Annotated in this window: 27 protein-coding genes; 15 read left to right on the plus strand and 12 right to left on the minus strand. The window is 67.2% G+C overall.

What is annotated here, in order from left to right:
* Positions 1 to 81 precede the first annotated feature (81 nt).
* The 3 genes from BMX07_RS25020 to BMX07_RS05700 form a co-directional block, all read right to left on the minus strand.
* On the minus strand, positions 82 to 870 hold the full coding sequence (locus tag BMX07_RS25020) for a DUF7344 domain-containing protein (RefSeq protein ID WP_245742060.1): 789 nt from the start codon (positions 868 to 870) through the stop codon (positions 82 to 84).
* Positions 871 to 1,153: 283 nt separating this feature from the next.
* Positions 1,154 to 2,203, minus strand: coding sequence for a diphthamide biosynthesis enzyme Dph2 (dph2, locus tag BMX07_RS05695; RefSeq protein ID WP_090615143.1), 1,050 nt, complete (start codon positions 2,201 to 2,203; stop codon positions 1,154 to 1,156).
* A 129-nt stretch (positions 2,204 to 2,332) separates the two neighbouring features.
* Positions 2,333 to 2,923, minus strand: coding sequence for a HalX domain-containing protein (locus tag BMX07_RS05700; protein ID WP_090617167.1), 591 nt, complete (start codon positions 2,921 to 2,923; stop codon positions 2,333 to 2,335).
* Between the two features lie 303 nt (positions 2,924 to 3,226).
* On the opposite strand from BMX07_RS05700, the gene BMX07_RS05705 reads away from it, so the two are divergent.
* Both BMX07_RS05705 and BMX07_RS05710 read left to right on the plus strand, forming a co-directional pair.
* Positions 3,227 to 4,147, plus strand: a complete 921-nt coding sequence (locus tag BMX07_RS05705) for a cell division protein CdpA domain-containing protein (RefSeq protein ID WP_090615147.1) — start codon at positions 3,227 to 3,229, stop codon at positions 4,145 to 4,147.
* 96 nt (positions 4,148 to 4,243) lie between these two features.
* Positions 4,244 to 5,272 carry a disk-shape morphogenesis protein volactin gene (locus BMX07_RS05710; RefSeq protein ID WP_090615150.1) on the plus strand — a complete coding sequence of 343 codons (1,029 nt, stop codon included), beginning with the start codon at positions 4,244 to 4,246 and terminating at the stop codon, positions 5,270 to 5,272.
* A gap of 106 nt (positions 5,273 to 5,378) precedes the next feature.
* Here the strand turns inward: BMX07_RS05710 and BMX07_RS05715 are convergent, their stop codons facing one another.
* Positions 5,379 to 5,549 carry a zinc finger domain-containing protein gene (locus BMX07_RS05715; protein WP_090615153.1) on the minus strand — a complete coding sequence of 57 codons (171 nt, stop codon included), beginning with the start codon at positions 5,547 to 5,549 and terminating at the stop codon, positions 5,379 to 5,381.
* Between the two features lie 128 nt (positions 5,550 to 5,677).
* Between BMX07_RS05715 and BMX07_RS05720 the strand changes: the two genes are divergently transcribed.
* Genes BMX07_RS05720 through BMX07_RS25415 form a run of 3 tightly spaced genes read left to right on the plus strand, consistent with a single transcriptional unit; the run spans position 5,678 to position 6,846 of the window.
* Positions 5,678 to 6,073, plus strand: coding sequence for a DUF7961 family protein (locus BMX07_RS05720; protein ID WP_090615156.1), 396 nt, complete (start codon positions 5,678 to 5,680; stop codon positions 6,071 to 6,073).
* Positions 6,074 to 6,076: 3 nt separating this feature from the next.
* Complete coding sequence (locus tag BMX07_RS05725; protein WP_090615159.1) at positions 6,077 to 6,733, plus strand: METTL5 family protein; 657 nt, start codon at positions 6,077 to 6,079, stop codon at positions 6,731 to 6,733.
* Positions 6,718 to 6,846 carry a hypothetical protein gene (locus BMX07_RS25415; protein ID WP_281246935.1) on the plus strand — a complete coding sequence of 43 codons (129 nt, stop codon included), beginning with the start codon at positions 6,718 to 6,720 and terminating at the stop codon, positions 6,844 to 6,846. The genes BMX07_RS05725 and BMX07_RS25415 overlap by 16 nt, the downstream gene beginning before the upstream one ends.
* Before the next feature lie 57 nt (positions 6,847 to 6,903).
* Here BMX07_RS25415 and BMX07_RS05730 read toward each other — a convergent pair whose 3' ends face one another.
* A complete protein-coding gene (locus BMX07_RS05730) occupies positions 6,904 to 8,736 on the minus strand; it encodes a rhomboid family intramembrane serine protease (RefSeq protein ID WP_090615163.1) in 1,833 nt (610 codons plus the stop codon).
* Between the two features lie 102 nt (positions 8,737 to 8,838).
* On the opposite strand from BMX07_RS05730, the gene BMX07_RS05735 reads away from it, so the two are divergent.
* Entirely contained in the window at positions 8,839 to 9,123 is a 285-nt protein-coding gene (locus BMX07_RS05735) for a DNA-directed RNA polymerase subunit L (RefSeq protein ID WP_090615167.1), read from the plus strand.
* An 86-nt stretch (positions 9,124 to 9,209) separates the two neighbouring features.
* Here BMX07_RS05735 and BMX07_RS05740 read toward each other — a convergent pair whose 3' ends face one another.
* From BMX07_RS05740 to BMX07_RS05755, 4 genes are all read right to left on the minus strand, one after another.
* Positions 9,210 to 10,073, minus strand: a complete 864-nt coding sequence (locus tag BMX07_RS05740; protein WP_090615170.1) for a hypothetical protein — start codon at positions 10,071 to 10,073, stop codon at positions 9,210 to 9,212.
* Between the two features lie 73 nt (positions 10,074 to 10,146).
* Positions 10,147 to 10,962 carry an imidazole glycerol phosphate synthase subunit HisF gene (gene hisF / locus BMX07_RS05745; protein WP_090615173.1) on the minus strand — a complete coding sequence of 272 codons (816 nt, stop codon included), beginning with the start codon at positions 10,960 to 10,962 and terminating at the stop codon, positions 10,147 to 10,149.
* 85 nt (positions 10,963 to 11,047) lie between these two features.
* Positions 11,048 to 12,394 carry a hypothetical protein gene (locus BMX07_RS05750; protein ID WP_090615177.1) on the minus strand — a complete coding sequence of 449 codons (1,347 nt, stop codon included), beginning with the start codon at positions 12,392 to 12,394 and terminating at the stop codon, positions 11,048 to 11,050.
* Positions 12,391 to 13,065 (minus strand): hypothetical protein, encoded by a 675-nt coding sequence (locus BMX07_RS05755; RefSeq protein ID WP_139210824.1) that lies wholly within the window; start codon positions 13,063 to 13,065, stop codon positions 12,391 to 12,393. Before BMX07_RS05755 ends, BMX07_RS05750 begins: the two co-directional genes overlap by 4 nt.
* 146 nt (positions 13,066 to 13,211) lie before the next feature.
* On the opposite strand from BMX07_RS05755, the gene BMX07_RS05760 reads away from it, so the two are divergent.
* A complete protein-coding gene (locus BMX07_RS05760) occupies positions 13,212 to 13,400 on the plus strand; it encodes a DUF7550 family protein (RefSeq protein ID WP_090615182.1) in 189 nt (62 codons plus the stop codon).
* 298 nt (positions 13,401 to 13,698) lie between these two features.
* On the opposite strand, the gene BMX07_RS05765 is transcribed toward BMX07_RS05760, so the two are convergent.
* Positions 13,699 to 13,929: a ribbon-helix-helix domain-containing protein gene (locus BMX07_RS05765; RefSeq protein WP_007142632.1), complete on the minus strand. Its 231-nt coding sequence runs from the start codon at positions 13,927 to 13,929 to the stop codon at positions 13,699 to 13,701.
* 157 nt (positions 13,930 to 14,086) lie between these two features.
* Positions 14,087 to 14,386: a hypothetical protein gene (locus tag BMX07_RS05770; protein WP_090615184.1), complete on the minus strand. Its 300-nt coding sequence runs from the start codon at positions 14,384 to 14,386 to the stop codon at positions 14,087 to 14,089.
* A 305-nt stretch (positions 14,387 to 14,691) separates the two neighbouring features.
* Between BMX07_RS05770 and BMX07_RS05775 the strand changes: the two genes are divergently transcribed.
* From BMX07_RS05775 to menD, 3 genes are all read left to right on the plus strand, one after another.
* Positions 14,692 to 15,288, plus strand: a complete 597-nt coding sequence (locus BMX07_RS05775; RefSeq protein ID WP_090615187.1) for a sulfite oxidase-like oxidoreductase — start codon at positions 14,692 to 14,694, stop codon at positions 15,286 to 15,288.
* A gap of 64 nt (positions 15,289 to 15,352) precedes the next feature.
* The gene (locus BMX07_RS05780) at positions 15,353 to 16,696 is read left to right on the plus strand and encodes an isochorismate synthase (protein WP_090615190.1); all 1,344 of its coding nucleotides are present in this window, start codon (positions 15,353 to 15,355) and stop codon (positions 16,694 to 16,696) included.
* A gap of 11 nt (positions 16,697 to 16,707) precedes the next feature.
* Positions 16,708 to 18,555: a 2-succinyl-5-enolpyruvyl-6-hydroxy-3-cyclohexene-1-carboxylic-acid synthase gene (gene menD, locus BMX07_RS05785; RefSeq protein ID WP_090615193.1), complete on the plus strand. Its 1,848-nt coding sequence runs from the start codon at positions 16,708 to 16,710 to the stop codon at positions 18,553 to 18,555.
* 122 nt (positions 18,556 to 18,677) lie between these two features.
* Here menD and BMX07_RS05790 read toward each other — a convergent pair whose 3' ends face one another.
* Positions 18,678 to 19,673 carry a J domain-containing protein gene (locus BMX07_RS05790; protein WP_090615196.1) on the minus strand — a complete coding sequence of 332 codons (996 nt, stop codon included), beginning with the start codon at positions 19,671 to 19,673 and terminating at the stop codon, positions 18,678 to 18,680.
* 346 nt (positions 19,674 to 20,019) lie between these two features.
* Here BMX07_RS05790 and BMX07_RS05795 point away from each other — a divergent pair, with 346 nt between their 5' ends.
* From BMX07_RS05795 to BMX07_RS05815, 5 genes are all read left to right on the plus strand, one after another.
* Complete coding sequence (locus tag BMX07_RS05795) at positions 20,020 to 20,913, plus strand: 1,4-dihydroxy-2-naphthoyl-CoA synthase (RefSeq protein WP_090615200.1); 894 nt, start codon at positions 20,020 to 20,022, stop codon at positions 20,911 to 20,913.
* A 63-nt stretch (positions 20,914 to 20,976) separates the two neighbouring features.
* On the plus strand, positions 20,977 to 22,185 hold the full coding sequence (locus BMX07_RS05800; protein ID WP_090615203.1) for a DUF7350 domain-containing protein: 1,209 nt from the start codon (positions 20,977 to 20,979) through the stop codon (positions 22,183 to 22,185).
* A gap of 71 nt (positions 22,186 to 22,256) precedes the next feature.
* Entirely contained in the window at positions 22,257 to 23,198 is a 942-nt protein-coding gene (locus tag BMX07_RS05805) for a 1,4-dihydroxy-2-naphthoate polyprenyltransferase (RefSeq protein ID WP_090615206.1), read from the plus strand.
* Positions 23,195 to 24,301: a mandelate racemase/muconate lactonizing enzyme family protein gene (locus BMX07_RS05810; RefSeq protein ID WP_090615210.1), complete on the plus strand. Its 1,107-nt coding sequence runs from the start codon at positions 23,195 to 23,197 to the stop codon at positions 24,299 to 24,301. Before BMX07_RS05805 ends, BMX07_RS05810 begins: the two co-directional genes overlap by 4 nt.
* The gene (locus tag BMX07_RS05815) at positions 24,298 to 25,830 is read left to right on the plus strand and encodes a class I adenylate-forming enzyme family protein (protein ID WP_090615212.1); all 1,533 of its coding nucleotides are present in this window, start codon (positions 24,298 to 24,300) and stop codon (positions 25,828 to 25,830) included. Before BMX07_RS05810 ends, BMX07_RS05815 begins: the two co-directional genes overlap by 4 nt.
* Positions 25,831 to 25,875: the final 45 nt, after the last annotated feature.

Genomic DNA, 25,875 nt, shown 5'->3' on the forward strand with positions numbered 1-25,875 from the left:
CGTGACGACGCCGAGGGACGCGACGTGGCGCGATCAACGGCGAAGCAGAGCGGGTACCGGGTGCGGGCGAGCGATCACGGCCTACAGCGGGAACTGCGAGCGACGGTTCCGAGGGCGGGGCTCGGGCCTCTCGAGCGTGTGAACGTCCGCGCGCTCCGAAGCGTCCGTGGCCGTGTCGGTAGTGTCGTCGGACGGCGACGTCCCGCCGATTGACTGGATCCATTCGGTGCGGACGACTGGGTGGCCCTCGTAAGAAACGTGGTCCCGTGCGTCGTCGTAGCCGACGAGATCGGCGTCGCACAACAGCGGCAGGTGAACGTGACCGAGCGACACCACCACCCGATCGACGCGCTCTTGCGAGACCGCGCGTTCGGTCGTGTCGGCCTCCCGCGCGGCGACGTCTCGAGCGAGCGTCTCGGTCGAGATCGGATGGGACTGCTCGCTGAGGACTGCGAGAATCGCCCGTCGGCGCTCGTCGGCGAGCGCCTCGAAGACGGCGTCGAGCGCGTCCGCATCGGCCGTCCGGTGGCCCGAGACCATCGCGTCGACCCCGAGTGCGTCGAACGCCCGGTGGTCGTCGGTTCGGATCGCGTTGCCGGTCTCTTCGAGCAACCCGGCGTCCGTCAGTCGCGGCACCAGCCGGTGGTGGAGTTCGACGAGCGCCTGTCGGTGGTCGTCCTCGGTGACATCGGCGAGCCGTTTATCCGTGGTTACCGCTGCGAGCCGAACCGCAAGATCGTTTTTCCCGATCCCCTGGGGGGATTCTTCGCCGACGAGCCGGAGGACGGTCCGGCTGCGGGCGTCGGCGAGGGCAGCGAAGAGTTCGTCCCGGGTCGCCGCCGCGGGTCCGCTCGAAGCTGGGTTACTCATCGACTACTCGTCGGTGACTAGCGTCAATAAGAACTGCCCCAAACCACTTTGGAATCAGTTAGATATTATAGTCATTTAAGGACACAGTCAAACATATATTCTAGTAAGTGTGCGAACGTAGTTTGATATTGATTCGATATTTAGAAACATAAACTTCTCTCGGACCCTCTTCCGACCACGACGATCACGAGTTTGCGAGCGTATCGAGCGCGGAAAATTGTGCACCGAGCGAAGCGTTCACCGTGTGGAGGAGTGACGGAACGCGCGTCGGCACGTCGTCGGGCTACCAGGTCCCGTGGAACGTATCGAACGAGAGGCTATCGAGCGGCTCGTCCCCGACGGCGATCCGGTACTCGCCGGGCGTGAGCATCGGCTTGTGGAACTGCGGCCCGTCGTCGGTCGTGATCCGCGGACAGCCGGTGTTGACGAACGCGTCCATATCGAAGTTTCGCAGGCGGTCCGGCGTCACTTCGTCCATCGTGATGAGGTAGGCGTCGTCGTTGTCCTCGAGGATCTTCTGTGCGGTCTCCCAGCGACCCTGTCCGATCTTGGTACAGAAGATGACGCCCCACTTCTCGGCGTCCATCGCGCGGTGGACGGCACCGTAGCGCTGTTTCATGAACTTGTCCGTGTCCGCGACGGTGACGACGTTGTTGACCGGGTCCGCGATGACGACGTGCTTATCGGGGTGTTCCATCGCCAGTCCGAGCGGGTGGAACTTGCCACCGCCGACGTACAGGACCTGATCGGCGGGTACGTCCGCGCTCGCGTAGTTGCAGCCCAGCACCTGTCCCTCGTGGGTCAGCCGTTCGTCGCCGCGACGACTGTAGACTTCGTAGCCACGCGCCTCCAGGAACTCGCTCATCTCCTCGTACCGGTTCATGTGCTGGGCCGTCGTGACGAGACCGACGCCGCCGGTTTCCTCGGGGGGCTCGAGGGTGTCCAGGGCCTCCTCCATGATCGGCGTGACCTCGACGTTCGAGAACAGCGGCACGTAGATCACCTTGTCCGTGTCCTTCATCGGCGAGTGGCCGAAGTGAACGAACACGTCGGTGCGTTTCATCAGATAGGTGTCGAGGTCACAGGCGCCGTAACACGGCTGGCCCGAGAGCATGAACGTCACGTCGTCGCCGCTGAGTTCCCGGAGGTCGTCGGCGACGGCTGGACCGCGCCGTTTCAGTCCCTCGGGGAACTGCAGGCCGACCTTCGTCGCGTCTCGCTCCTCGATCGCCTCGACGATCTGCTCGAGTTCGTAATCCCATTCGCGATCGTGCTTGAGACGCATTCCGGTGTTCCGAAGGTCCCCCTCGGTGTACTCCGACTCCTGACTCATTGTCCGCGTTAGCGGCCACGGACGTATATACTGCACGCTGTCTCGATACGACAAATTCGCCGGACGGACCGCCTCAAACGTCAACTGAGCGTCGCCGAGTCACCGGGCGGCGACGAAGACGGACCGCCGTCAGGGGAGATCGCTGGCCCGGTGGGATCGGCCGGGACCGGCGACCCGGCAGGCCTCGAACGCGGCTCGGAAGTCCTCGCCGTCGAACGTCGCCACCAGTTCGTCCAGTTCCGCGAGCAACTCGTCGAGTCGTCGCTGGAGCGTTTCCGGACGGTCCTCGGTCGCGACGATCGCCGCGTCCGCCTCGAGTGCGCCGCGTTTGGCGGCGAGGGCGGTACATTCCGCGAGTAGCTCGTCGTACCGGGCGCGGCGCAGTAACCGATCGACGCCCTCGAGGGCCGCGGATTTCGTGACGGGGGCAACCAGCGAGTCGTCGGGCCGGCGACGACCGGTGGGTTCGTCAGCGCTGTGAAGGGGGGCCATCGGCTGTGTCAACCCTCGGCGTTCGATCTCGTCGGCGACCACGGTTCCGGCGTCCGTCCGGAGGTCACGGTCGATCAGTACCGCGTCGACGTCCGCGGATACCGCCAGGGCGTCGTCGCCGTCCGTCGTCGCCTCGACCCGGTACTCCGTCACAAGCCACGACCGGAGCTCGGCGACCCTGTGCGGATCGTCGGCCGCGACGAGGACGGTCGTTCCATCACCAGTCATCATTCGGGATGGTGGTACGTGATGGCTCGACCGATATCAAGCTATGGTGAGATTCACCAGCGGTTACACGTTTCGAAACGCGCTCTCGATCCCCCGAGAACGGGATCGCGAGGATCGCAGTCGTCGTCTGGCTGTCGGTGTGACGGTCGACACCGGGCTGCTCCTGCCCTCGAGTCCGTTTCGGAGGCCTCACCTACTCGCGTTCCGCGCCCGCTCGAGCGCGTGCGAGCAGACGAGTACACTGCCGGTCCGATTTGTTTCCCGTCCCAACAGTCATAGTACTGGAGCGTAAACGGGGGGTTAATGCCAGCGGAACAGGCCGCGAACGGCTATCTCTTCGACCTCTATCGTCGATACATCGGTGAACCGGAGGACCGGACCGACGTCTACGTCGGCTTCGGTCTGTTTCTCGGCGGGATCGGGCTCGCGATCATCGGACTGTTGCTCTTCGTCTGGGGCACGACGTTCGAGGCGCGATCCGCCGGGTACATCGCGTGGGTCGGCCCCGCGTATGCGATCGCCATGGGTGCACTTCCCGTCACGATGCTGGGCATCGTCGTCCTCCTCCCCTCGGAACGGCGTATGCTGTACACGTCGATCGCCGGCGTCGCCGTGACGATCGGCGCGATCGGCGGCTTTCTGTTCGCCTACCCGGACAACTGGAACGGCTACGGGAACGATTACACCGTCGAAGTGATCGCGATCTACGCCGTCGGACTCGCCGGGATCACCGCCTCGACGGGCGCGGCGCTAATCGCCCACTACCTCGATATGGCACAGCAGGCCGAGGTCGTCGCGACCGAACCCGACGACGACGAGGAACCCGAACTCACCGACGCGGAGATCCAACAGGACATCGACGACGCCATGGAGGGCGTCGAACTCTCGTGGGGCGGCGTCGAAAAGACCGAGCACAAGCGACTGAACTTCTCGAGCAACGATCTCGACGACATCGACATCGACACCGACGCCGGCACGACGACCACCCGTTCCTCGGGCGTCGACGCACAGGTCGCCGGCCTCAAGGGACTGAAAGGCGGTGAGACGAAAGAGACGACCTCGAGTTCGACGGTCGACGACCAGACGGCGAAGCTGAAGGAACTACGCGAGCAACAGCGCGCGGAGGAACTGGCGACTGCGGACGACGGCGGTGCCGTCGAGACGGTGACGCGACCGGTCTCGTCCCTGCTCGAGCGGTTCCGGTCCCTTTTAAAAAGGAATTAAAACGTATGGGCGGAAAGTAATAACTGCTTTCTACATAGTATCAGTTCCGAAAGTCGCGCACATAGATTTATAATCCATCGGTGGCCTTGGCCACACATGGCCAAAGGCCTAGACGTTGGAACGATGAACATCCTGTCAGCACAGCAGGATGGGAACGATACGGTTTTCGTGCAACAGCGCAACTCCTTCGTAGAGATCGAGTACTCGGACATGGCCGAGCAGATGCTCTCGCGAAGTGAAGTACTTCACATCCGCAAAGACGACAAGGTCTACGTCGTCGGCGACGACGCTCTCAACTTCGCGAACATCTTCAACAAGGAGACTCGCCGACCGATGAAACACGGGATCCTCTCGAACGACGAGCAGAGCGCGATCCCGATGATGAAGCTCATCATCGAGCAGGTCGTCGGCGAGCCCGCCTATCCCGACGAGAAGCTCTACTTCTCGTCCCCGGCGGACCCGATCGACTCGGACCTCTCGACGCTGTATCACCAGAAGACGATCGAGTCGTTCCTCGACGACATGGGGTACGACTCCGAGCCGATCAACGAGGGGATGTCCGTCATCTACTCCGAACTCGCGGACAACAACTTCACCGGGCTGGGGATCAGTTTCGGTGCCGGGATGACGAACGTCTGTCTCTCCTACTACGCGGTGCCCGTCATGAAGTTCTCCGTCGCCCGCGGTGGGGACTGGGTCGACGAGCAGGCCGCCCGCGCGACTGGGACGCCGGTCGACAAGGTCACCTCGATCAAGGAAGACGACTTCGAACTCGACTTCACGACCGACGTCGGCGGCGTCGAGGGCGCGCTCTCGATTTACTACGAGAACCTGCTCGACTACGTCATCGAGAACATCGTCAAGGAAGTCGACGAGGAAGACGTCGAAGAAGGGCTGGACGTCCCCGTCGTCGTCACCGGCGGCACCTCGAGTCCCAGCGGCTTCGAGGCGCTGTTCCGTGACCACCTCGAGGAAGCGAACATTCCGTTCTCCATCAGCGGCGTCACGCACGCGAACGAACCGCTGTACAGCGTCGCGCGCGGTGGCCTCGTCGCCGCCCGCTCCGACGAGGACGTCGATCACGACACGGAAGACGAGGCGGAAGCGGCGGCCGCGAACGAGTAACCCGCCGAACCCGTCGGCGTTTCGACTCGCGATTTTTCGATCACCGTCCGAGAAGTGACGACGCGAGTACCGGTGAGTGACTGCGCGCGACTGCGGGACCGTTGGTTCACTCCTCGTAAAATCGATTGAACGCGTCCCGCCAGGACTCGGGTTCCTCGCCGTGGGGCTGGTGTTCGGCGGGGATATCGGCGAACCCGCAGTGCGGACACGTGACCGTCGACACGTCCCCCAGCGAGAGTTCTTCGATGGATCCCCGACACCGCGGACACTCGTCCATAACTGATACTTTCACGGACCATCCTTAACTCTATTCGAAGTTATCACGGAGGAGAGACGTTCGGCGCGAAACTATTACTACTATGTATTCAACAACCTTTTTATATGCAAGCCATGTATGGTCCGGCAATGAGTACGATGTCGTCTCACGCCCGCGCGATCGACCGCTGTCAACCCGCAGACGCCACTCCCGTCTCCCTCGAGGCCGCCGCCCTCGAGTCGACGGCACCGACGTACCTCCGCGACCTCAAGAGCGAGCTGACCACGGAGGGGCTGGTGCCCGCCGAACTGACCGTCGAGGCCTGTTTCGACGAGGACTGCTCGCTGGCGACGCAGGAGGAGATCGACCGAATTCGGGGCTACGTGCGCGCCGGGTCCTTCCTCGGCGTCGGTGCCGTGACCGTCACCGTCGCCGCCGTCACGGACCCCGAGAAGGTCCGCCCAGCGCTGGCGGCCTGTGCCGAGCGGGCCGACCGCGAGGGGCTCGCGTTCGACGTCGAAGGACCGATCGCCGTCGACGCCTGAGGGATGGCCGGCCTCTCGCGACGTGCGCTCGCCCGCCAACTCGAGGCGATCGAGGACTTTTCCGAGCCCGCCGTCGAACTCGAGCAGTACCTGACGCCGCCGGAGTTGGCCGCTCACCTCTGTCACCTGGCGGGACTCCAGGGCGATCTCGAGGGACAGGTGCTCGATTTGGGAACCGGAACCGGGATGCTCGCGATCGCGGCGTCGCTCGCCGGTGCCGACCGAGTTGCGGGGATCGACGTGGATTCCGGCGCGCTCGAGCTGGCGCGACGGAACGAACGGACGGTTCTGATGGACGTGGACGGGAGCAGCGACGGGGAGACCCCCGCGATCGAGTGGCTCCGCGGCGACGTGACTCGGCATCCGTTTTCGATCACCGAGGCGACCGTCGTCTCGAACCCCCCGTTCGGTGCCCAGCGCGGAAACCGGCACGCGGACAAGGAGTTCCTCGAGACGGCGAGTGCGATCGCGAGCGTCTCCTATACGATCCACAACGAGGGGAGCCAGGAGTTCGTCGAGTCCTTCGCCGCCGACGCGGGCGGCGAGGTGACCCACGCGTTCCGGGCCGCGTTTCCCATCGCGAAGCGCTTCGAGTTTCACACAGCAGCGCAGGAAACGCTCGAGGCGGAGGTCTTCCGGATCGAGTGGGCTCGAGGATAGCGGCCGCCGTCGCGTTACCGACGCTCGAGGCGACGGTCGGTGAAATCGGGAACCGATGGGGCTTCGCGGTCACTGCCTCTCGGGATATCGGGGCCAGCGCGAACGGCCCGTGACTGCGGTCATCGGCGTCGTCGGAGCGTCGCCGCGGGCGAACCCGTCTGTACGGCTACTCAGTAGTCGTTGTACGTCTCCTCGCTCGCGACCGCGACTCGCGTCCCGTCGGCGACCGCGTAGACCGTCTCGTTCTCGCGGTCGAAGACGAGCCCCCCCGCGGTCGCCGTCTCGTTTCCATCCGGAATCGGCGTCGTATCGACGAGACCCGATTCGGTCGCCGCGACGTCGAGGACGAACTCGCCGTCGGCGGACCTGATCGTCACGTTCCGCCCGGCGACTCGGGCCTCCGCTCGAGACTCGTTGGATTCGTAAGCGAGTCGTCTCTCACCGCCGTCCTCGAGCCAGACCTGATAGACGGTGTCGTTCCCGACCGGTTCCCAGCCGGTGCGTTCGACGTGGACCGTCTCCCGCCAGCCGGGACCGCCGACGGAGACCGTCTCCTCGCCCGTGAAGGAGAGCCGCTGTGCGCTGACCGCCTCGAGCCAGATGTCACGTCGCTCGCTCGCGACGATCACCCCGCTCGCTTCGAGACCGGCGTCGCTCTCGAGCGCGTCGATACCGATGCCGGAGACGTACTCGTTCTGCACGCCCTCGGCGTACTCGACGGTGTAGTCCTCGATCTCGACGGCCGCGTCGGAGGACGCCGTCGCGTCGTCGACGACGAGAAAGTTGGCGGGGACGGCGACCCCGGCGACCATCGCGAGGACGGCGACGACGGCCAGAAACGCCACTGGTCCGATCGTCAGATTCGACAGCAACCGCGAGCCGCCCGAGCGCGTTCCCGTGACGATTTCGCGAACGCGATCGACGCGGGCAGCGACCGCTCGATCGCCGCGGCCGCCGCCTGCCAGCTCGAGCGACCGGTCGATCGACGACGGAGAGGCACCGTCCGACCACGGAGTTACGCGCCCGGAGCCGCCGAGCAGGCGCTCGACCCGGCGCGGAACGATCGGCTTCTGGGAGCCGGTCACCGAGAGGGTGACCACGAGCGCGAGCACCGAGACGATGGCGACGCCGGGTCCCTGAAAGAGGATGTACGAGTTCTCGTCGCCGAACCAGTATATCGCCCACAGCCCCTTCGAAAAGCCAAAGAGGAGCACGGCGAGCCAGAGCCGGAATGCGTCGGGGCGGGTGCCCCGCCGCTCGAGGAGCACGATCCCGAGGACGAAGCCGAGGAAGAGACCGAGCGCGTGGCCCTGAATGGCGATCCCCGCCCAGGACGGCGGCGACGGCGGACTCGGCTGGGCGGTGTACACGTTGATCGGCTCCTGCAGCGCGTAGTAGAGGCGCAACACGACGCTCTGGACGCCGAGGGTCCCGACGATCGTCACGATCGGGTAGTGGACGATGGCGAACCCGGCGAAGGCGAAGACGACGCCGGAGAATCCGATCACGGGACCGAGCGCGAACAGACTCGTCAGCAGACCGACGGCGACGACGGCCAGCGGAAAGAGCACGACCGCTCGCACTCGCGGATCGGCGCGCCACGAGTCGGACCGCTGCGAATCCAGCTCGTCTGGATAGTGACCCCAGGCGTACTCGGCGAGCGGTGCGACGACGATCGTTCCGGCGAGATTGCCGACGAGATGGCCGGGTCCGGCGTGGGAGAAGGCCGCCGTGGCCATCCCGAGCGGATAGTAGTACGACCACGTCCGATAGGGGATCGTCACGGGGTCGTTGAAGTTCGTGATCCCGTCCTGCACGAAGAGGTAGACACAGACCACGAACGCGATGACCACGAGCGATCCCCACGGGACCCCGTACACGAGTCGGGACCGGAGCACGTCGCGCCAGCGCCGGTCTTGCCGGTGAACCAGTCTGACGATCGCGATCGACGCCACCAGCGTCCCGGCGACGACGACCGTCAGTAGGGCCGTGAGCAAGCGCATGTCCCGTGGTTCGAACGGGCGCGTATAGTGATTTGCCTTCAGCGAACTGCAGTGAGCGGCGGCTTCGAAAGGTACAAGCGCCCGACGGCCGGACTGGATGACATGGAACTGCGGGTCACCGAGAGCACCGAGAACGAACTCTCGATCGAGATCGCCGGCGAGGACCACACCTTCATGAACGTGCTCAAGGGCGCGCTGCTCGAGCACGACGACGTGAGTGCAGCGACCTACGACGTCAACCCAGAGCAGTCGGGCGGCCAGACCGAGCCCATCCTGACCATCAAGACCGAAGGCGGCGCGGATCCGCTCGAGGCGCTCGAGGAAGCGGCCGTGACCGTTCGCGAAAAGGCGACGTCGTTCCGGGACGCGTTCGAAGCGGCGGCCTGAGGCCGGATTCGATATCGGTCCGCGACGATCGATTCTCTTCTCGTCCGCCTCGAGCGGCTCTCGCTCCCGTCAGACGCAGTCTGCGATCAACACGCAGCGTAGCTGACGAAGACGTCTCCGTTCGCGACGTGTACGTCGACCCCCTCGGCGTCGTATCCGGTCCGCATCTCGTCGCCGTACAGTGAATCGAGTTTGTTCACGACGGCGTCGGCGAGGGCCGATTCGTTCGCGTACTCCCCGATCGACGCGTCGGTGAGCGTCGCCGGTGCGCCGACGACGCTGGCGTCACCGCACCCGTGATCGAACTCGTCCGGGTCCGCTCCGTCGGGTTCCCGCTCGCCGAACTCGACAGCGACGCGCATCCGGTTCTCGTACTCCGCGTACGCCGCGAGGCCGTCGTCGTACGTTCGGCTCTCGGACGGCTCCCGCTCGGCCTCGAGCCGGTCGTGGATCTCCCCTTCCGTCGCTTCGAGATCGATCCCGGCCGCCTCGGACCCGTCGCCCGGCGCGTCGGGCGGTTCCGGCGGGCCGAGCCCCGGCAGTACCGATAGCGACACGATCCCGGTCGCGAACAGCGCGATAACGACGGCGATACCCGCGAAAATGGGCAGGTACGGTTTCGCGACCTCGAACCAGCTCGGCGTCTCGAGATCGCTCTCGAGCCCCTCGTAGGTCTGCTCGACCTTCTCGAGGTCGGGATTGCCACAGCGGGAACACGGCGGGGTGTTCCGGACGTGTTCCCGGCCGCAGTTCGTGCAGGCCCAGATGTACTCCGGGCCGGTTTCGACGGTTCCGGACGGGATCGGCTCGCCGTCGCTGTCGCCACCGCTCTCGACGTCGGTCTCGTCCGCCCGGACGATCGCCTTCTCGAAGGCGTTGTGACCGCACTCGTCACAGGGTGGGTCGTTTGCCGCGTGCGGTTTGCCACACCGCGTACACCGCCATTTCACTGCTCGGAAAGGAGGACTGCGACGGAATAAACGTACTGGATACTCGATCGGCCCGCGTCCAGCGGTCGCCGACTCAGAGACGGACCGGGACGCCCTTCTCGTCGAGAGACGCCTTCGTCTCCTCGATCGAGTACTCGTCGAAGTGAAAGATCGAGGCCGCGAGTCCGGCGTCGGCACCGGCCTGGGTGAACACGTCGTACATGTCCTCGGGGCCGCCACAGCCCGACGAGGCGATGACCGGCGTGTCGACGGTGTCACAGACCGCCTCCGTCAGCGGGAGGTCGTAGCCGTCTTTCGTGCCGTCCTTGTCGATCGAGTTGACGAAGAGTTCGCCCGCGCCGCGGGATTCGGCCTCCGCGGCCCACTCGAGGACGTCGATGCCGGTCCCCTCTCGGCCGCCCTTTTTCGTACACTCGAACCAGCAGGACTCTCCATCCACCTCGACGTAGTGTTCGCCCTGTTCGTCGAACCGGCGTTTGGCGTCGACGCTGATGACGATACACTGGTTGCCGAAGGCGCGGGCTCCCTCGTTGATCAGTTCGGGGCGCTCGAGCGCGCCGGTGGTGATCGAGACCTTGTCGGCACCGGCCCGGAGCGTCTCCTTGATGTCCTCGGTGGTGCGGATGCCGCCGCCGACGGTCAACGGAATGAAGACCTCGTCGGCGACGTCGCGGACGACGTCGAGCATCGTCTCGCGACCCTCCGCGGAGGCGGTGATGTCGAGGAAGACGAACTCGTCGGCACCGGATTCGTTGTACGACTTGGCCATCTCGACCGGATCGCCGGTGTATTTCAGGTCCTCGAAGTTGACGCCGGTGTACACCGCCGGATTCCCGTCCTCGTCGAGATCCACGTCGATACACGGGATGACTCGCTTTGTCAGTACCATGTGGGTGTTACGCGAGTCTTTGCGCCGGGGATAGTAAAGGGGTCTGGATCAGGCGTTGAGCGCGCGCCCGATTGCGGGCCGGCTGTCAAGCGGCGAGCAGTCGCTCGCGAAACGCCGCGACCGCGTCGGGGAGGACCTCGAGCTGTCCCCGCAGGTGAGCGTACTTGGCGAACTCCGTCGTTAGCGAGACCGCGGTGGTCGAATCGTTGGCTGCCGCCCGCCGGACCGCGTCGTCGACCCACTCGATCGATTGCAGCGTCTCTGCGAAGACGTACGCACCGATCGACGGCTCGGAGAGCGACTCGTCGGTCGACGCGGCAGCGTCGAGCGCGGCGGCCCGCTCAGCGCGGATCTCGTCGACCGATTCGACCGGCGGTAGTGCCCCGTCCGCAATCCGATCGCGGACGCGCTCGAAGGCACGATACGTCAGTTCGAACCGGAGGGACTCGTAGAGTCCGGTCCCCCGCGCCCCGTCCGCGACGGCCTCCTCGAGAGCCCTCGACGACTCCGAGACCGGGTCCAGCACGCGCCAGAGCAGCTGTTCGACGGCTAAATCGTCGAACTCCTCGTCGACGACTTCCTCGTGCCAGTCCTCGTCGGTCTGGTCGGGGATATCGGCGGCGTCGGTGCGGTCGATCGACAGCTCGAGCGCGGCGTCGAAGGCCGGTGTCAGATCGGTCGCGTCGTCGGTCCGCTCCGCGTACCGGTCCGCGAGGTGGTCCCAGGCGGCCGTCGTTGCCGTCGCGGACTCGAGGGCTCCCGCCCCCTCGCCGATCTCTACGACGGTCGACGTCGAATTGAGCGCCCACCGCGGCCGATGGAGCCGATGTGCCGCGTGCCGGAGGTCCGACTCGAGCCGCGAGTAGTACAGCGCCGCCCGGAGCCGTTCGTCGTCGGCGTCGCCGCCGCGGTACGCGATCGAGTCGCGTCGCTCGTCGACGCGACCACGGATGGCGTTGCGCTCCGCTCGCAGGTCCTCGACGAGCGTCTCGTCCTCGATTGCGGCGAGCGTGGTCGTCGCCGCCCGCGCCGCGTCACGTCCCTCGCGAGTCGTTCGCAGCGCGCCGTAGCGCCCGTCGCCGGTGGCCCCGGCGGCCTCCTCGCGGTGGTCGCGGGCCTCGTCGCGTCGTCGTTCGATCTCCTTCCGGATGACGCCGTTGGGTACCATCTCGGCCTCGATCGGGTCCGGAACGTCCGCGAGCAAGGCGTCGATTCGCTCGAGTCCCTCGTCGACGGCGCTGGCGGCCGGGCGAACCGGAACCGGCCACTCGACCGGCGGCGCGCCGTCGTCGATGACGGCCGCCGCGTCAGCCGCGGTAAACGTCGGGCCGGCGTCGCGCCAGGGAAGCCCGGTGCAGCCGGCCACGCTGACGCCGCCGACTGCGGCGAGTCCCACGAGGAACCGCCGGCGGCTGTTGGTTCCGCTCGTCATCGACGGCTCACCCCGTTCGTCTCGTTTCGCCCGTCCGGTTCCCGTGTGTCGTTCGCCGCCGTCTCGTCACTGCTCGACGTTCGGGCAGGGCAGGAGCCGCTCTCGCTGCTGGCCCGACTCGAGGGGTGGTCCTCGTAGGGGCGGTTGATGCGGACGAAAACGGCTTCCATCACCGTCTTCTCGGCCTCGCAGGGCGTCGTCGGAGCTTTTAGCTCCCGGCAGTAATCCGTGCGGACGGAATCGTCGTGCGCGCGGACGCCAAGCAGGTGCCGTCGATAGCAGTCGTCGATCGACCGCTGGTCGACGAAGACCGATTCCCGGTCGAAGTCCGTCGCCTCGACGAACGCTCGCGCGTCTGTCGCGTCGCCGTCGATCCGCATCGCCGACGCGGCGTCCGAGTCGATCACGAGGAACCTCGCGTTGAGCTGCGATTCCGGGCCGTCCCCGGTGTCCGCCGCGGCGTCGTCGTTCGGATAGACGAAGACCGTGTTCTCGGCGGAGCGGACGGAGAGCGATTCGTACTCGTGGGTCGACTCGACAGTGCCGCCGTCGACGCTTTCGCTCGCCGAGCCGCTGGTTCGGGTTTCGGCGCAGCCGGCGAGCGAAAGCGTCGAAAGACAGCCGCCGCCGGCGGTCAGCAACCGCCGACGGGAGAAGGGCGCGGAGGGCATCGATCCGCGATAGGTGGCTCCACTGTAAATATTTATTGACTGATCAAAACGGGCCGGACAAACGGACCGACCGAAACGCGCGTCCCGCTCGCGACCCCGCGGCCTCGAGAGATGTCTTTAAGGGAGTGAGTCGGCAACACGCGAGTATGGTAGACGATACGGACGCATCAGCGGACGACGACACGGGGGCCGACGTCGGGCACGATCTCGAGGCCGAACGAACGACCGCACCGATGAGCGACTACTCGTCGCGAGCCGTGCTGGTCGGGGCGCTCGTCGCCCTGGTCGGTGCCGTGATCGCGTTCGGAATCCCGGTCCTCGCGGTCGGGGTTTGAGCTACCCACCCGCAAACGGGCCGTTCGCGGTAGTCGCCGTCTCGGGACTGTAGTTCCGCACCCGTCGCTTCGCGCACGTCGTCGTAAGTTCTCCGTCCAGCGCGGTCTTGCTGGTGGTAACGTAGTCGCTCTGGAGGGCGTGTCTCCGTCGAATGCAACGGGGACAGCGCGCCGCACTCCCAGATAGTCTCTGTAAAGGGTTGGGAATCGCCCTGCCATCGTCGCGTGAGTTGGCTCCCGGTCGTCGGCTCCATCCCACGGCTAAACCCGTGGTTTTTCGCCTCGCACGTTCTCTAAGCTAAAAGACGTACTCGTCGTCGTGGCCCATCATGCCGTCGTCTTCGAGGCCGGTTCCGCCGCCGGTGGCTCCCTCCTCTTCGTCCATCGGTCCGCTAGTCTTGTAGGCCTTGATGCCCGTCGAAAGGAGGTCCTCGATCGCCTCCTCGCGATTGACGAACTCGCCGCGTTCGACCATCTGGGCGATCTGCATCTCGAGGTGCTCCGGTATGGTGATCTCTACTTTCGGCATCTGATTCGGCTTTCGGCGAGGGGGTATTTAGGTTTGACGGGGACTCAACGCGGCGCGTCCCGACGCGAGTCGCTCGTCGGACCGAGGGGCGACGATCGGTGGTCGTTCGATCGCCGCGGACGGGGCTGCCGACGAGAAGACGGCGTCCGGGGTCGACTTACCGGCTGCCCATCATCGAGTCGAGCGCGTCCCGGAGTTTCGTCCCCGGCTGAGTCAGCGTCTGAAGCTGCTTGCGCATCTTTCGCTGGTTGAAGTAACTCGCGAACGCGAGTATCGTCGGGGGCCAGAGGCCGACGAACGTCCCGAGCTGGCGTTCACCCTGTACGAAGTAGTAGTACAGCGCGAGGCCGACCGACGCCGCCGAGGCGATGAATGCGGGGCCCATCGCCTGTTCGCCGACTTCCGCAGTTGATTGTCCGGACATTTCGCGTTCCGTTAGCTGTTCTGTGCTTGCCATGCATCGATAACTCTCGCCGAGACCGTACTAAGGGGTGACGAGGGTTTCGCTGGAAATACCCGCGTTGTGATGCCGATCGAACCATTTCGATCAGTTTCGATCCCGACACCGTCGGGCTAATTCGACGCTTCTCGAGCCGATCGATCCCCATTCCCGTGACACTCACGAATCGTAGCTCGAATCGGCCGGTGAGAGCAGATTGCCGCAGGGCGGGGCGTGCGAGCGGTTGACGACTATCCAACCGGGAACTGGAAGACGTCGGGCGGTGGCGTCACATCTACCTTCGTCGGGACGTACCCACGCACATGGACACGACTGACGTGACTGACCTCTATCTGGAGTTCGGTGACGACCGGTTACCCCCGGGACAGCGAGAAACGGACGCGTTCCCCGTCCTCTCGAAGAGCGGAACCCCGGACTGGAACCCGGAAACGTGGGAGTTCACCGTCACCGGTGCGGTCGACGAGGAGCTGACGTTCTCTTGGGACGAGTTTCGAGAGCTGCCGACCGTTACACAGCGACAGGATTTTCACTGCGTGACCGGCTGGAGCAAGTTCGACTGCGCGTTCACCGGCGTCCCGTTTCCCGAACTCGCCGAGCGAGCCGGCGTTCACGACGACGCGGTCCACGTCATGTTCTCGGCGCTGGACGACTACACAACGGACCTGCCTCTCGAGGACTGCATGCGCGAGGAGGTCCTGTTCACCTGGGCGTTCGACGGCGACCCGCTCCCGGAAGACCACGGCGGCCCGCTCCGGGTGGTCACGCCGCACAGATACGCCTACAAAGGTGCGAAGTGGGTCGACGGCGTCGAGTTCCTCACCGAGCCCCAGCGGGGCTACTGGGAACGGCGGGGGTACTCCCAGACGGCGGACCCGTGGCAGGAGGAACGGTACAGCTAGACCGGCCGACCCGTCGGTCGGCGAATAGTTAGGCTGAAGGTCGGGCGGTCCTGACGTGGGGTCGATGGAGCGATCGTCGGGCGACGGACGGCTGGCGGGTGAGACGGAGCCGGTGGGCGAGACCGTCGATCTCGTCGGCCGGAGTCGCGAACTCGAGGACGTCTCGTTCAGCGCGATTCTCGACGGAAGCGCCGAGTCGCGCGTCCAGTGGGCCACCCCCGACGGTCTCGAACTGGTCGGTCGCGGCGTCGCCGCCCGGTTTAGCGCTGGCGGCACGGAGCGATTCGACCGAATCCGATCGCAGGCGGCCCGGACGTTCGACGGGCTCGAACACGACGGCCCCCCGTCGGCGCGACCGCGGGCCGTCGGCGGGTTCTCGTTTCACGACGGCCACGGCTCGACCCCGCCCTGGACCGGTTTCGACGCGGCCTCGTTCGTCGTTCCACAGGTGCTCGTCACCCGGAGCGACGACGGGACGTGGCTGACGGCCGTCGGCAACCGAGCCGACGAGGCCGCAGATCGGCTCGAACGCTGGCACGAGCGCCTGACGGCGGCACCGGCGATGCGACCGAGCGGGTCGACCCCCGGCGTTACGGACACGCGACGGACGACCTCGCCGGCCGAGTGGACGGCGCAGGTCGAGACGGCGCTCGAGCGGATCGCCAACGGGGAGTTGACGAAAGTCGTCCTCGCACAGGCCCTCTCGGTCGAACTCGAGGGGGTCGTCGACGTTCCCGCGCTCCTCGAGCGACTGCGCCGTCAGTATCCGAACTGTTACCGATTTCTCGTCGATCACGAGACCGGCGGCACGTTCTTCGGTGCGCCGCCCGAGCGGCTGGTGTCGAAACGCGGCCCACGGCTCGAGACGGAAGCGCTCGCCGGCTCCGTGCCCCGCGGCGAGACGCCGGCCGAGGACGAGGAGTACGTCGAGCGGATGCGTGCGAACGCGAAGTTTCAACACGAACACGGGCTCGTCGTCGACGCGATTCGGGAGCAGCTCGGGCCGTTCGCGCGCGAACTCGTTATCAGCGAGCAAACGATTCGCCGGCTGGCCACGATTCAGCATCTGCAGACGCCGATCGAGGCGACGCTCGAGGGTGATCGCCACGTCCTCGAGCTCGTCGAAGCTCTGCACCCGACGCCCGCGGTCGGCGGCGTCCCGCCGGGCGCGGCCTGGGAGACGATCCGCGACACGGAGACGTTCGATCGCGGCTGGTACGCGGCACCGATCGGCTGGTTCGACGCCGCCGGCGACGGCGAGTTCGCGGTCGCCATTCGATCCGGGATCGCGGCCGACGGGACGGTGACGCTGTTCGCCGGAAACGGGATCGTCGCCGACAGCGATCCGGACGACGAGTGGGACGAAGTACAGCTGAAGTACCGACCGATTCTGGACGAATTGCGGTAGCATCTGATCCGATGACTGCACCGAACCGCGCGACCCTGTGGGGCCGCGTCGTCGCCGACGAACTCGCCGAAAGCGGGCTCGAAGCCGTCTGTCTCGCGCCCGGCAGCCGGTCGACGCCGCTGACTGTCGCCGTCGCCGAACACCCGGACATCGACGTCTACTCGCACCTGGACGAGCGGTCGGCGGCGTACTTCGCCCTCGGCCGCGCCCGTCGAACGGGCGAGCCGACGGCGCTGGTCTGTACCTCCGGCACGGCGGCGGCCAACTTCCACCCCGCCGTGATGGAGGCCGATCGGGCTCGCGTTCCGCTGCTCGTTCTCACGGCCGACCGGCCGACCGAACTCCGGGACAGCGGCGCGAACCAGACCGTCGATCAGGTCAAGCTCTACGGCGATGCGGTCCGGTGGCACGCCGTGCTACCCGAGCCCGAAGCGGACGAGCGGAAGGTGCGGAGCCTTCGGACGACCGTCGCTCGAGCCCTCTCGGAAACGACCGGCGTTTCGCCCGGCCCGGTCCACCTCAACTGTCCGTTTCGCAAACCGCTCGAGCCCGTCGAGGTTCCGGGCGACGTGCCGGAATCGTTCGCCGAGACGGCGGCCGGACGCGGTCGCGACGGCCCCTTCGTCGAGACCGTCGACGGGACGCGGACGCTCACCGACGGCGAGCACCGATCCCTCCTGGCGGCCCTCGAAAACGCCGATCGGCCGTTGATCGTCGCGGGCCCCGCCGATCCGACGGCACTCGCCGGCCTCGAGCCCGCGGCCGTCACCGACCTCGCCGACCGACTCGGCGCGCCGATCCTCGCGGACCCGCTGTCGGGGCTGCGGTTCGGTCCGCACGTCGACCGGGTGGACGTGGAAGCGGTCCGGGGCGACGGGACGCGTTCGGTCTACGGCGGCTACGACGCCTACGTCGACGAGCTGCCGGCTCCCGACGCCGTCCTCCGGTTCGGGGCCTCGCCCACGTCCAAACCGCTCCGCCACTGGCTCCGGGACGCCGACGCCAGGCAGTTCCTCGTCGATCCCGCGGGCGCGTGGCGTGAGGCGACCTTCACCGCGACGGATCTCCTGGCCGCCGAGCCCGGTGCCGTCGTCGACGGGTTGCTCGAGGCGCTCGCGGCGGGCGACGGCGAACGCGGGAGCCGCGACACGAGTCAGCGAGCGTCGGCCGACGACTGGCGCAGCCGGTTCGACGCGGCCGAACGCCGGCACTGGGGGGTCTGCGACGAGGCATCGAGCGCCGATGCGCTCGCGTCGATGCCGTTCGAGGGGGCGATTCTCGCGGCCGTCGTTTCGAACGCGCCGGACTCGGCGACCGTCTTCGTCTCGAACAGCATGCCGATCCGAGACGCCGATCGGTTCGGCCGGCCGCGGAGCGCCGATCTGACGGTCCTCGCGAACCGGGGTGCGAGCGGCATCGACGGGATCACGAGCACCGCCCTCGGCGCCGGGAGCGCGACGGCCGAGCCGCTGGTGCTCGTGACCGGCGATCTGGCCCTCTATCACGACTCGAACGGGCTGCTCGCACTCGATCGCTGCGACGTCGACGCGACGATCGTCCTGCTGGACAACGACGGCGGCGGCATCTTCCACAAGCTCCCGATCGAGGGGTTCGATCCCCCGTTCACCGAGCAGTTCAAGACGCCCCACGGCCTCGAGTTCGAGGCGCTCGGCGATCTCTACGACCTCGAGTTCGAGCGGGTCGCGCCAGCGGCGTTCGCGGACGCCTACCGGCGATCGCTCGCGGCGGACGGGACGCAACTGCTCGCCGTCGAGTTCGATTCCGCGGCGAGCCACCGGCGGCGCGAGGCGCTCAGGGAACGCGTGCTCGAGGGACTCGACGGCCGGAGCGAAGGGTAGTCGACTGCCCGGAACTGGATCGGGGTCGCGCTCTGTCGGCGTCGGTGACGGTCTTCGGTTCTTTGCCGTGGCTCGAATCGGAGCGGCGGGCGTCTCGGGCGTCGAGACGGAACGCGTGAGACTCACGGCCGGAGGGCCCACCACAGCGCGACGGCGTAGCCGAACGGAACCCAAGCGAACCCGAGCAAGAGCAAGCCGTACAGGGACAGCGGATCGATCGACGAAACGGCCACCAGTCCGATCGGAAAGAGGACGCTCCAGCCGCCGAACGCGACCGTCGCGATCCGGGGCATCGTCAGCAGATAGCCGACCAGCACGAGGGTACACGCGACGACGACGGCGTTGATCGGCAGCGAAAACAGCGGCGTCAGACTCGCGGCGACGAACAGCGGATACAAGAGGGCGACGGTACCGACCGAGATCGCCGTGTGCCGATCGATCCGCGGCCCGCGCCACTCGAGGTCGACCTCGCCGTCCCAGTCGTGGACGGAGTACCGAAACTCCTCGTCGGCGTCCGTCTTCGTCGCAGCACCGGATTTCGTCGTCGTTTCCGTCGCGGCACCCGTCGTGCCGCCGGGAGTGGCGGTGTCGTCGTTGTCGAACGGCCAGTCGCCCGCCGCGCGCCGCTTCGCTCGCTGGCGTCGCCGGCGGGAGCGCTGTCGGGCGTGGTGACTCCTCGTCGACTCGGTATCGGTCGTCTCGGTTCGCGTCCACCCCGCCGTTCGGCCGCTCGTCCGTCGGCCGTCCGTCCCCGTTCGGTCGGCACCATCGGAGTCGCTCGTCCCCGTGCCGTCCGCCGTCTCCGATTTCGTCCGGGTATCCGAAACCGACCGATCGAACCCGTCCCCGTCGCCGTCGTCGCTCGAGTCGTCTCCGGTTGCTGCGCCCTGGGCGAGTCCGACGTACGTCTCGTGACCGAGGCGGTCGTAGCGGGCGCGCTCGGTCCCGTCGGTGAGCACCGACTTCGCGGTCGTGACCCGCTGGAACTGCTCGGCTGCGTCGGGGTCGTCGGAGTGGTCCGGATGCGTCTCGAGGACGCGCTCCCGATACGCCGACTCGATCTCGTCCGCGGTCGCATCCGGATCGACCTCGAGGACGTCGTAGTACGTCTCGCCCATCGCCTACGATCCTGTTGGCCGACTGAGTGAAAAATCAATCGGGTTCGACGACCGTCGTCGCTGGCGTCGTTCGAGAGCGCGAATTCGGTCGAGCGCGATCCGAGCGCAGGTTCGAACCGGCCGCCTCGAGACATATGAATCGTATATCGGTATATCAAATCCGGCTGGCCGGCCAGTTATCGAACTCGTCGACGTGCGGCCAGTGAGTAGCCGCTGACCCGACGGACGGAACGCCGCCGAACGGTCGCGTGCCGCCATCACGCCGTGGCCGCACCGACGGCACGAGTCGACGCGGTCGAACCACGACGCGAATCTATTTCACGTCCCGCGAACCAACGTCGACCAAATGGTTTCGGAACTATTCGATCCGGAGCGGTGGGAGCCGGTCGCGGACCTGAACGACGAGTTCGACGACATCACGTACCACCGGGCGGTCGACTCCGGGACGGTTCGGATCGCGTTCGACCGACCGGACGTTCGCAACGCGTTTCGGCCGGGGACCGTCGACGAACTCTACGACGCGCTCGACCACGCCAAGCGCCAGACCGACGTGGGTTGCATCCTGCTGACCGGGAACGGGCCGTCCTCGAAGGACGGCGGCTGGGCGTTCTGTTCTGGCGGCGACCAGACGATCCGCGGCGAGGACGGCTACCAGTACGAGGGCGACGAGGAGCGCGCGTCGGAGCAGGGACGGCTGCACATTCTCGAGGTCCAGCGCCTGATCCGCCACATCCCGAAGGTCGTCGTCTGCGTGGTCCCGGGCTGGGCGGTCGGCGGCGGCCACTCGCTGCACGTCGTCTGCGATCTGACGATCGCGAGCGAGGAGCACGCGAAGTTCCTCCAGACCGATCCCGACGTGGCGAGCTACGACGCCGGCTTCGGCTCGGCCTACCTCGCCAAGCAGATCGGCCAGAAGAAGGCCCGCGAGGTGTTCTTCCTCGGCAAGACCTACTCCGCCGCGGAGGCCGCGGAGATGGGGATGGTCAACGAAGCCGTCCCCCACGAGGAACTCGAGGAGACCGCCCTCGAGTGGGGCCGGCGCATCAATTCCAAGAGCCCGACGGCGATGCGGATGCTCAAGTACGCGTTCAACATGACCGACGACGGGTTGGTCGGCCAGCAGGTGTTCGCCGGCGAGGCGACGCGGCTCGGTTACATGACCGACGAGGCCACGGAAGGTCGAGACGCCTTCGTCGAGGGCCGCGATCCGGAGTTCGACGACTTCCCGTGGCACTACTGAGCGACCGGGACCGGGACCAGGTATCGATCGCGATGCGTCTCCAGTCTCCAGGAGGGTACTGACGTGGATCGACGAACGTTCCTTCGGCGGACGACGCTGCCGGCTGCCATCGCCGTCGCAGGCTGTTCCGCGCCGAGCGGCGGGGCCGACGAGCGTACCGGCGACCACAACGACGGTGGAACCGGGAACAGTAGCGGTAGCGGTGCCGCAGACGTCGAGGGGACTGCACCGATTCCGCGGATCGACGACCCGCCGGCGGCGGTGTACCTTCCCGGTCACCGGAAGGCGATGCGGGTCCTCGACCCGGTCACGGCCGGCGAGTACGCGCTCGTCCCGATGCTCTCGTACCCGCATCCATTCTGGGTCGTCACCGGCACCGACCGCCAGGCCGTCGAGCCCGACGCGGGCCGGGGCGTCCACCTGATGCTCGTCTGCTGGGACCCCGAGACGGGGGTCGTCTTCCCCGGCGACGCCGAGCCCAGAGTGACGATTTCTCGGAACGGCGACCGAATCGCGTCGCGCCCGCTGTGGCCCATGCTCTCCCAGGAGATGGGCGTCCACTTCGGCGACAACGTCTCCCTGCCGAGCGACGGGACCTACACCGCACGGGTTGACCTCCCGCCGGTCCCGACGCGGCTGACCGGTTCCCTCGCGGGCCGGTTCACCGAGGGCGGGACCGCGTCGTTCGAGTTCACCTACGATCGGGCGTTCCGCGAGGAGGTCGTCGACGGCATCGAGTTACTGGACCGAGAGCGCTGGGGGGATCGAGGGGCGCTCGAGCCGATGCACCACGGTGCCGGCGGAGGGCCGTCGCCCGAGATTCCGTACTCTGCGCTCCCGCCTGCCGACGCCTATCCTGGGACCCATCTGGTCGACCCGGCCGCGGACGCCGATGGCGGGTCCGGCGACGGCCTCCCCGAGAGCGGCGACGCAACGTTCGTCGTCACGCTGCTCGAGGCGGGGTCTCGGTTGGCCCCCGGGGACGACCGATCCCTGCTCGTCTCACCGCGGACGCCGTACAATCGCGTTCCGCTGGTGAACACGTCCATGCGCGCCGTCGTCGAGCGCGACGGCGAGCCGGTCGACGAGTCCCGCAAACTCGAGCGAACGCTCGACGGCGAGTTCGGCCTCTGGTACGGCCGACCGGTCGCGGACGTTCGGACGGGTGATACGGTTCGGATCACGATCGAATCGCCGCCGCAGGCGGCGCGCCATCAGGGGTACGAGACGGCCTTTTTCGAGATGGAGCCGCTCGAGCTAGTCGTCCCCTGAGCGCCGGCATCCCTCCCGGTCACGACTCGCAATGCCAACGTTGACACTCTCTCGAGTGGGACACTCGAGCAATGAGTTCGGCGGAGGTCGAGATATCACGGACGAAGGCGTGGCTGATGGCGGCCCGCCCCCAGACCTTGCCCGCGGCTGCGGCCCCGATTATCGTGGGGACGGGACTCGCAGCGCACGAGGGGGTGCTCGCGCCGCTACCGGCGATGATGGCGTTCGTCGGTTCGGCGCTGATTCAGATCGGGACGAATTTCGCGAACGACTACTACGACGCGGTGAAGGGGGCCGACACCGAGGACCGCGAGGGGTTCACCCGGGTCACCCAGTCGGGGCTCATCTCCCCGGAACAGGTCAAGCTCGCGACCGTCGTGACGTTCGGGCTGGCGATCCTCACGGGGACGTACCTCGTCTACGTCGGCGGGCTGCCGATCCTCGTCGTCGGGCTCGTGAGCGTCTTCTGCGGCTGGGCGTACACCGGCGGCCCGTACCCCCTCGGCTATCACGGACTGGGCGATCTCTTCGTCTTCGTCTTCTTCGGGCTGGTCGCCGTAACGGGGACGTACTACGTCCAGGCCGCTGCCGTCGTCGCCGATCCGCTCGCGACGACGATCCCCGACGGAACGGTCACACGCGAAGCCGTCGCGGCGAGTCTGCCCGTCGCGGGCCTCTCGACGGCGATCCTCGTCGTGAACAACATCCGCGACAGGGAGACCGACGCCGAGACCGGCAAACGAACCCTCGCGGTGCGGCTCGGCTACGGGTGGAGCCGCCTCGAGTACGTCGCCATGCTCGCGATCGCCTACGTCGTTCCGCTCTGGTTCTGGCGCGCGGGGTTCGGTCCCGGCGCGTTGTTGCCGCTGCTCACGCTGCCCTACGCGGGGCTGATCGTGCGGACCGTCTGGACGCGAACCGACGGCGAGGCGCTCAATCCCGCGCTCGAGCAGACGGGCAAACTGCTCGCGACGTACGCGCTCTGTTTCGCCGGAGGGCTGGTTCTGCTATGAGCGCCACCGAGGACCTCTCGCTCGAGTATCGCTCGTTCTCCCTGGAGCTGGCCGACCCGCTCGAGACGGCCGACGGGTCGATCGACTCCCGCGACGGCTTCCTCGTTCGACTCGTCGACGAGGGGAGCGAGCCCGCGTCCGGTGCGACCGAACCCGGCAACGAACCCGGCGTCGGCTACGGCGAGGCGACGCCGCTGCCGGGCTGGACGGAGTCCCGCGAGGACTGCGAACGGGCCCTCGAGCGGGCACGCGAGGCGATCCGAACGGACGGGCCGAGCGAGGCGCTCGAGGTCGTCGACCGACAGGTGGCGGCCCGACACGCGCTGGCGCTGGCACTGGCGGACCTGCAGGCCACCCGCGAGTCGACGCCGCTGTACCGCTATCTCGGGCAAGGGCCGATGGTCGGTCGGGTCCCAGTCAACGCGACGATCGGCGACGGATCGCCGGTCGAAACCGCACGCGAAACGCGCCGGGCCGTCGACCGAGGGTTCGACTGCTGTAAGCTGAAGGTGGGGCTCCGGAGCGTCGAGGACGACATCGAACGCGTTCGACACGTGCGCGACACCGTCGGCCCCGGCGTCGATCTGCGGGTCGACGCCAACGAGGCCTGGACCTACGAAGAGGCCGAATTCGCGCTCGAGGCGTTTGCAGGACTGGGCGTCTCGATCGTCGAGCAGCCGTTGCCCGCGGGGGCGCTCGAGGGACACGCCGACCTCCGGTCCGGGAACCCGGACGTCTCGATCGCGCTCGACGAGGGATTGCTCGAGCACGGCGTCGACGCGATCTGCGAGGCCGGTGCGGCGGACGTCGTCGTCCTGAAACCGATGGCGCTCGGCGGGGTCGACGTCGCGCGCAAGGTCGCGGCCTGGCTGACGGAACTCGGTATCACGCCGCTGGTGACGACGACCATCGACGGGGTCGTCGCCCGAACGGGCGCGGTCCACCTCGCGGCGGCGATTCCGGACGTTCCCGCCTGCGGGCTGGCGACCGGCGAACTGCTCGCGACCGACCTGGGCCGGGACCCCGTGTTGCTCGAGAAGGGGTCGGCAGTCGTGCCGCAGGCGAAGGGGCTCGGCGTCTCCGACGTGTGGAGAGACCAATGAACGACCCGGTGGAGTGGCCGAGACGGGATCTCCTGTCCCATCGCGCATCGGCGACGCCGGACGCGACTGCGCTCGTCGACGCCGACGCGGGCGACGAGTGGACGTACGGGGCGTTCGACCGCCGGGTCGATGCCGTTATGGAACGGCTCGAGACCGTCGTCGCCGACTCCGATTCCGACGACCGCGTCGGCGTGCTCGTGGAGACGCGAGTCGCGTTCGCCGAAGTCTACTTCGCCGCGATGCGTCGTGGCCTCACTATCGTTCCGCTGCCCGTCCGCGAAACGGCCGCCGAACTCGCGTCGAAGGCGAGTCGAACCGCCCTCGACGCGATCGTCTGCGAGTCGGCGACGGAGCCGCTCGCGCTCGAGATCGCCGACTGCCCGGTCGTCTCCGTCGACGAACCCGAGCACGACGAGGTGGGCTCGCTGCAGCCGGTCACCGAAGCGGACGCGATTCCGGTCCCGCTCGAGCGGGATCGGACCCACTTGCTCATGTTCACCTCGGGTACCTCGGGAGAACCGAAGATCGTTCGGCTGACGGTCGGCAATCTCGTCGCCAGCGCGACCGCCTCGGCGTTTCGACTCGGCGTCCTGCCCGAGGACCGGTGGCTCTGTTGTCTCCCGATGTACCACATGGGCGGACTGGCCCCGATCGTCAGATCGACGCTCTACGGAACGACCGCCGTGATTCAGCGCGAGTTCGAGCCGCGGGAAACCGCCCGCGTCATCGAGGAGTACGGGATTACCGGCGTCTCGCTCGTTCCGACGATGTGTACGCGCCTGCTCGAGACCGGCTGGACGCCGCCCGAGACGTTGCGATTCGTGCTACTGGGCGGCGCGCCGGCCTCGCGGGAGTTGATCGCGCAGTGCCGGGAGCGGGGGGTTCCAGTCCACCCGACGTACGGCATGACTGAGACGGCGTCACAGGTCGCGACGGCGCGGCCGAACGACGCGTTCTCCCATCCGGGAACGGTCGGCCAGCCGCTCGGGTGCACCGACGTCTCGATCGTCGACGAGGACGGCGAGCTCGTCGACGCGGGCGAGACCGGCGAACTCGTCGTCTCCGGGCCGACGGTGACGCCGGGGTACCTCTCGAGCGACCGAACCGAGGCGGCGTTCGGCGAGCGCGGGTTCCACACCGGCGACGTCGGCTACCGGGACGCGGACGGTCGGCTGTGGATCTCCAACCGGCTCGACGACCGCATCGTCACCGGCGGTGAAAACGTCGATCCCGGTGAGGTCATCGATGCCCTCCGTGACCACGAGGGGGTCGTCGAGGCGAGCGTCGTGGGGCTCCCCGACGGAGAGTGGGGCGAACGGGTCGCCGCTCTCGTCGTCCCCGACCCGGCGGAGACGCTCGAGCGCCGGTCGCTCCTCGCTCACTGTGACGAGCGTCTCGCCGGGTTCAAGCGACCGAAAACGATTGGCGTCGCCGACGCCCTTCCGCGGACGGCCTCCGGAACTGTCGACAGGGATGCAGTTCGGGACCGACTGCTCGAGGACGGAACGGACGTGACCGAGTCGCCCTGATCCCGACTGCAACGTCACTCGCCGCCCGGACTGCCGCTGGAGCCG

Origin of the sequence: Natrinema salaciae (genome assembly GCF_900110865.1) — an archaeon.
In the GTDB taxonomy this organism is placed as follows: domain Archaea; phylum Halobacteriota; class Halobacteria; order Halobacteriales; family Natrialbaceae; genus Natrinema; species Natrinema salaciae.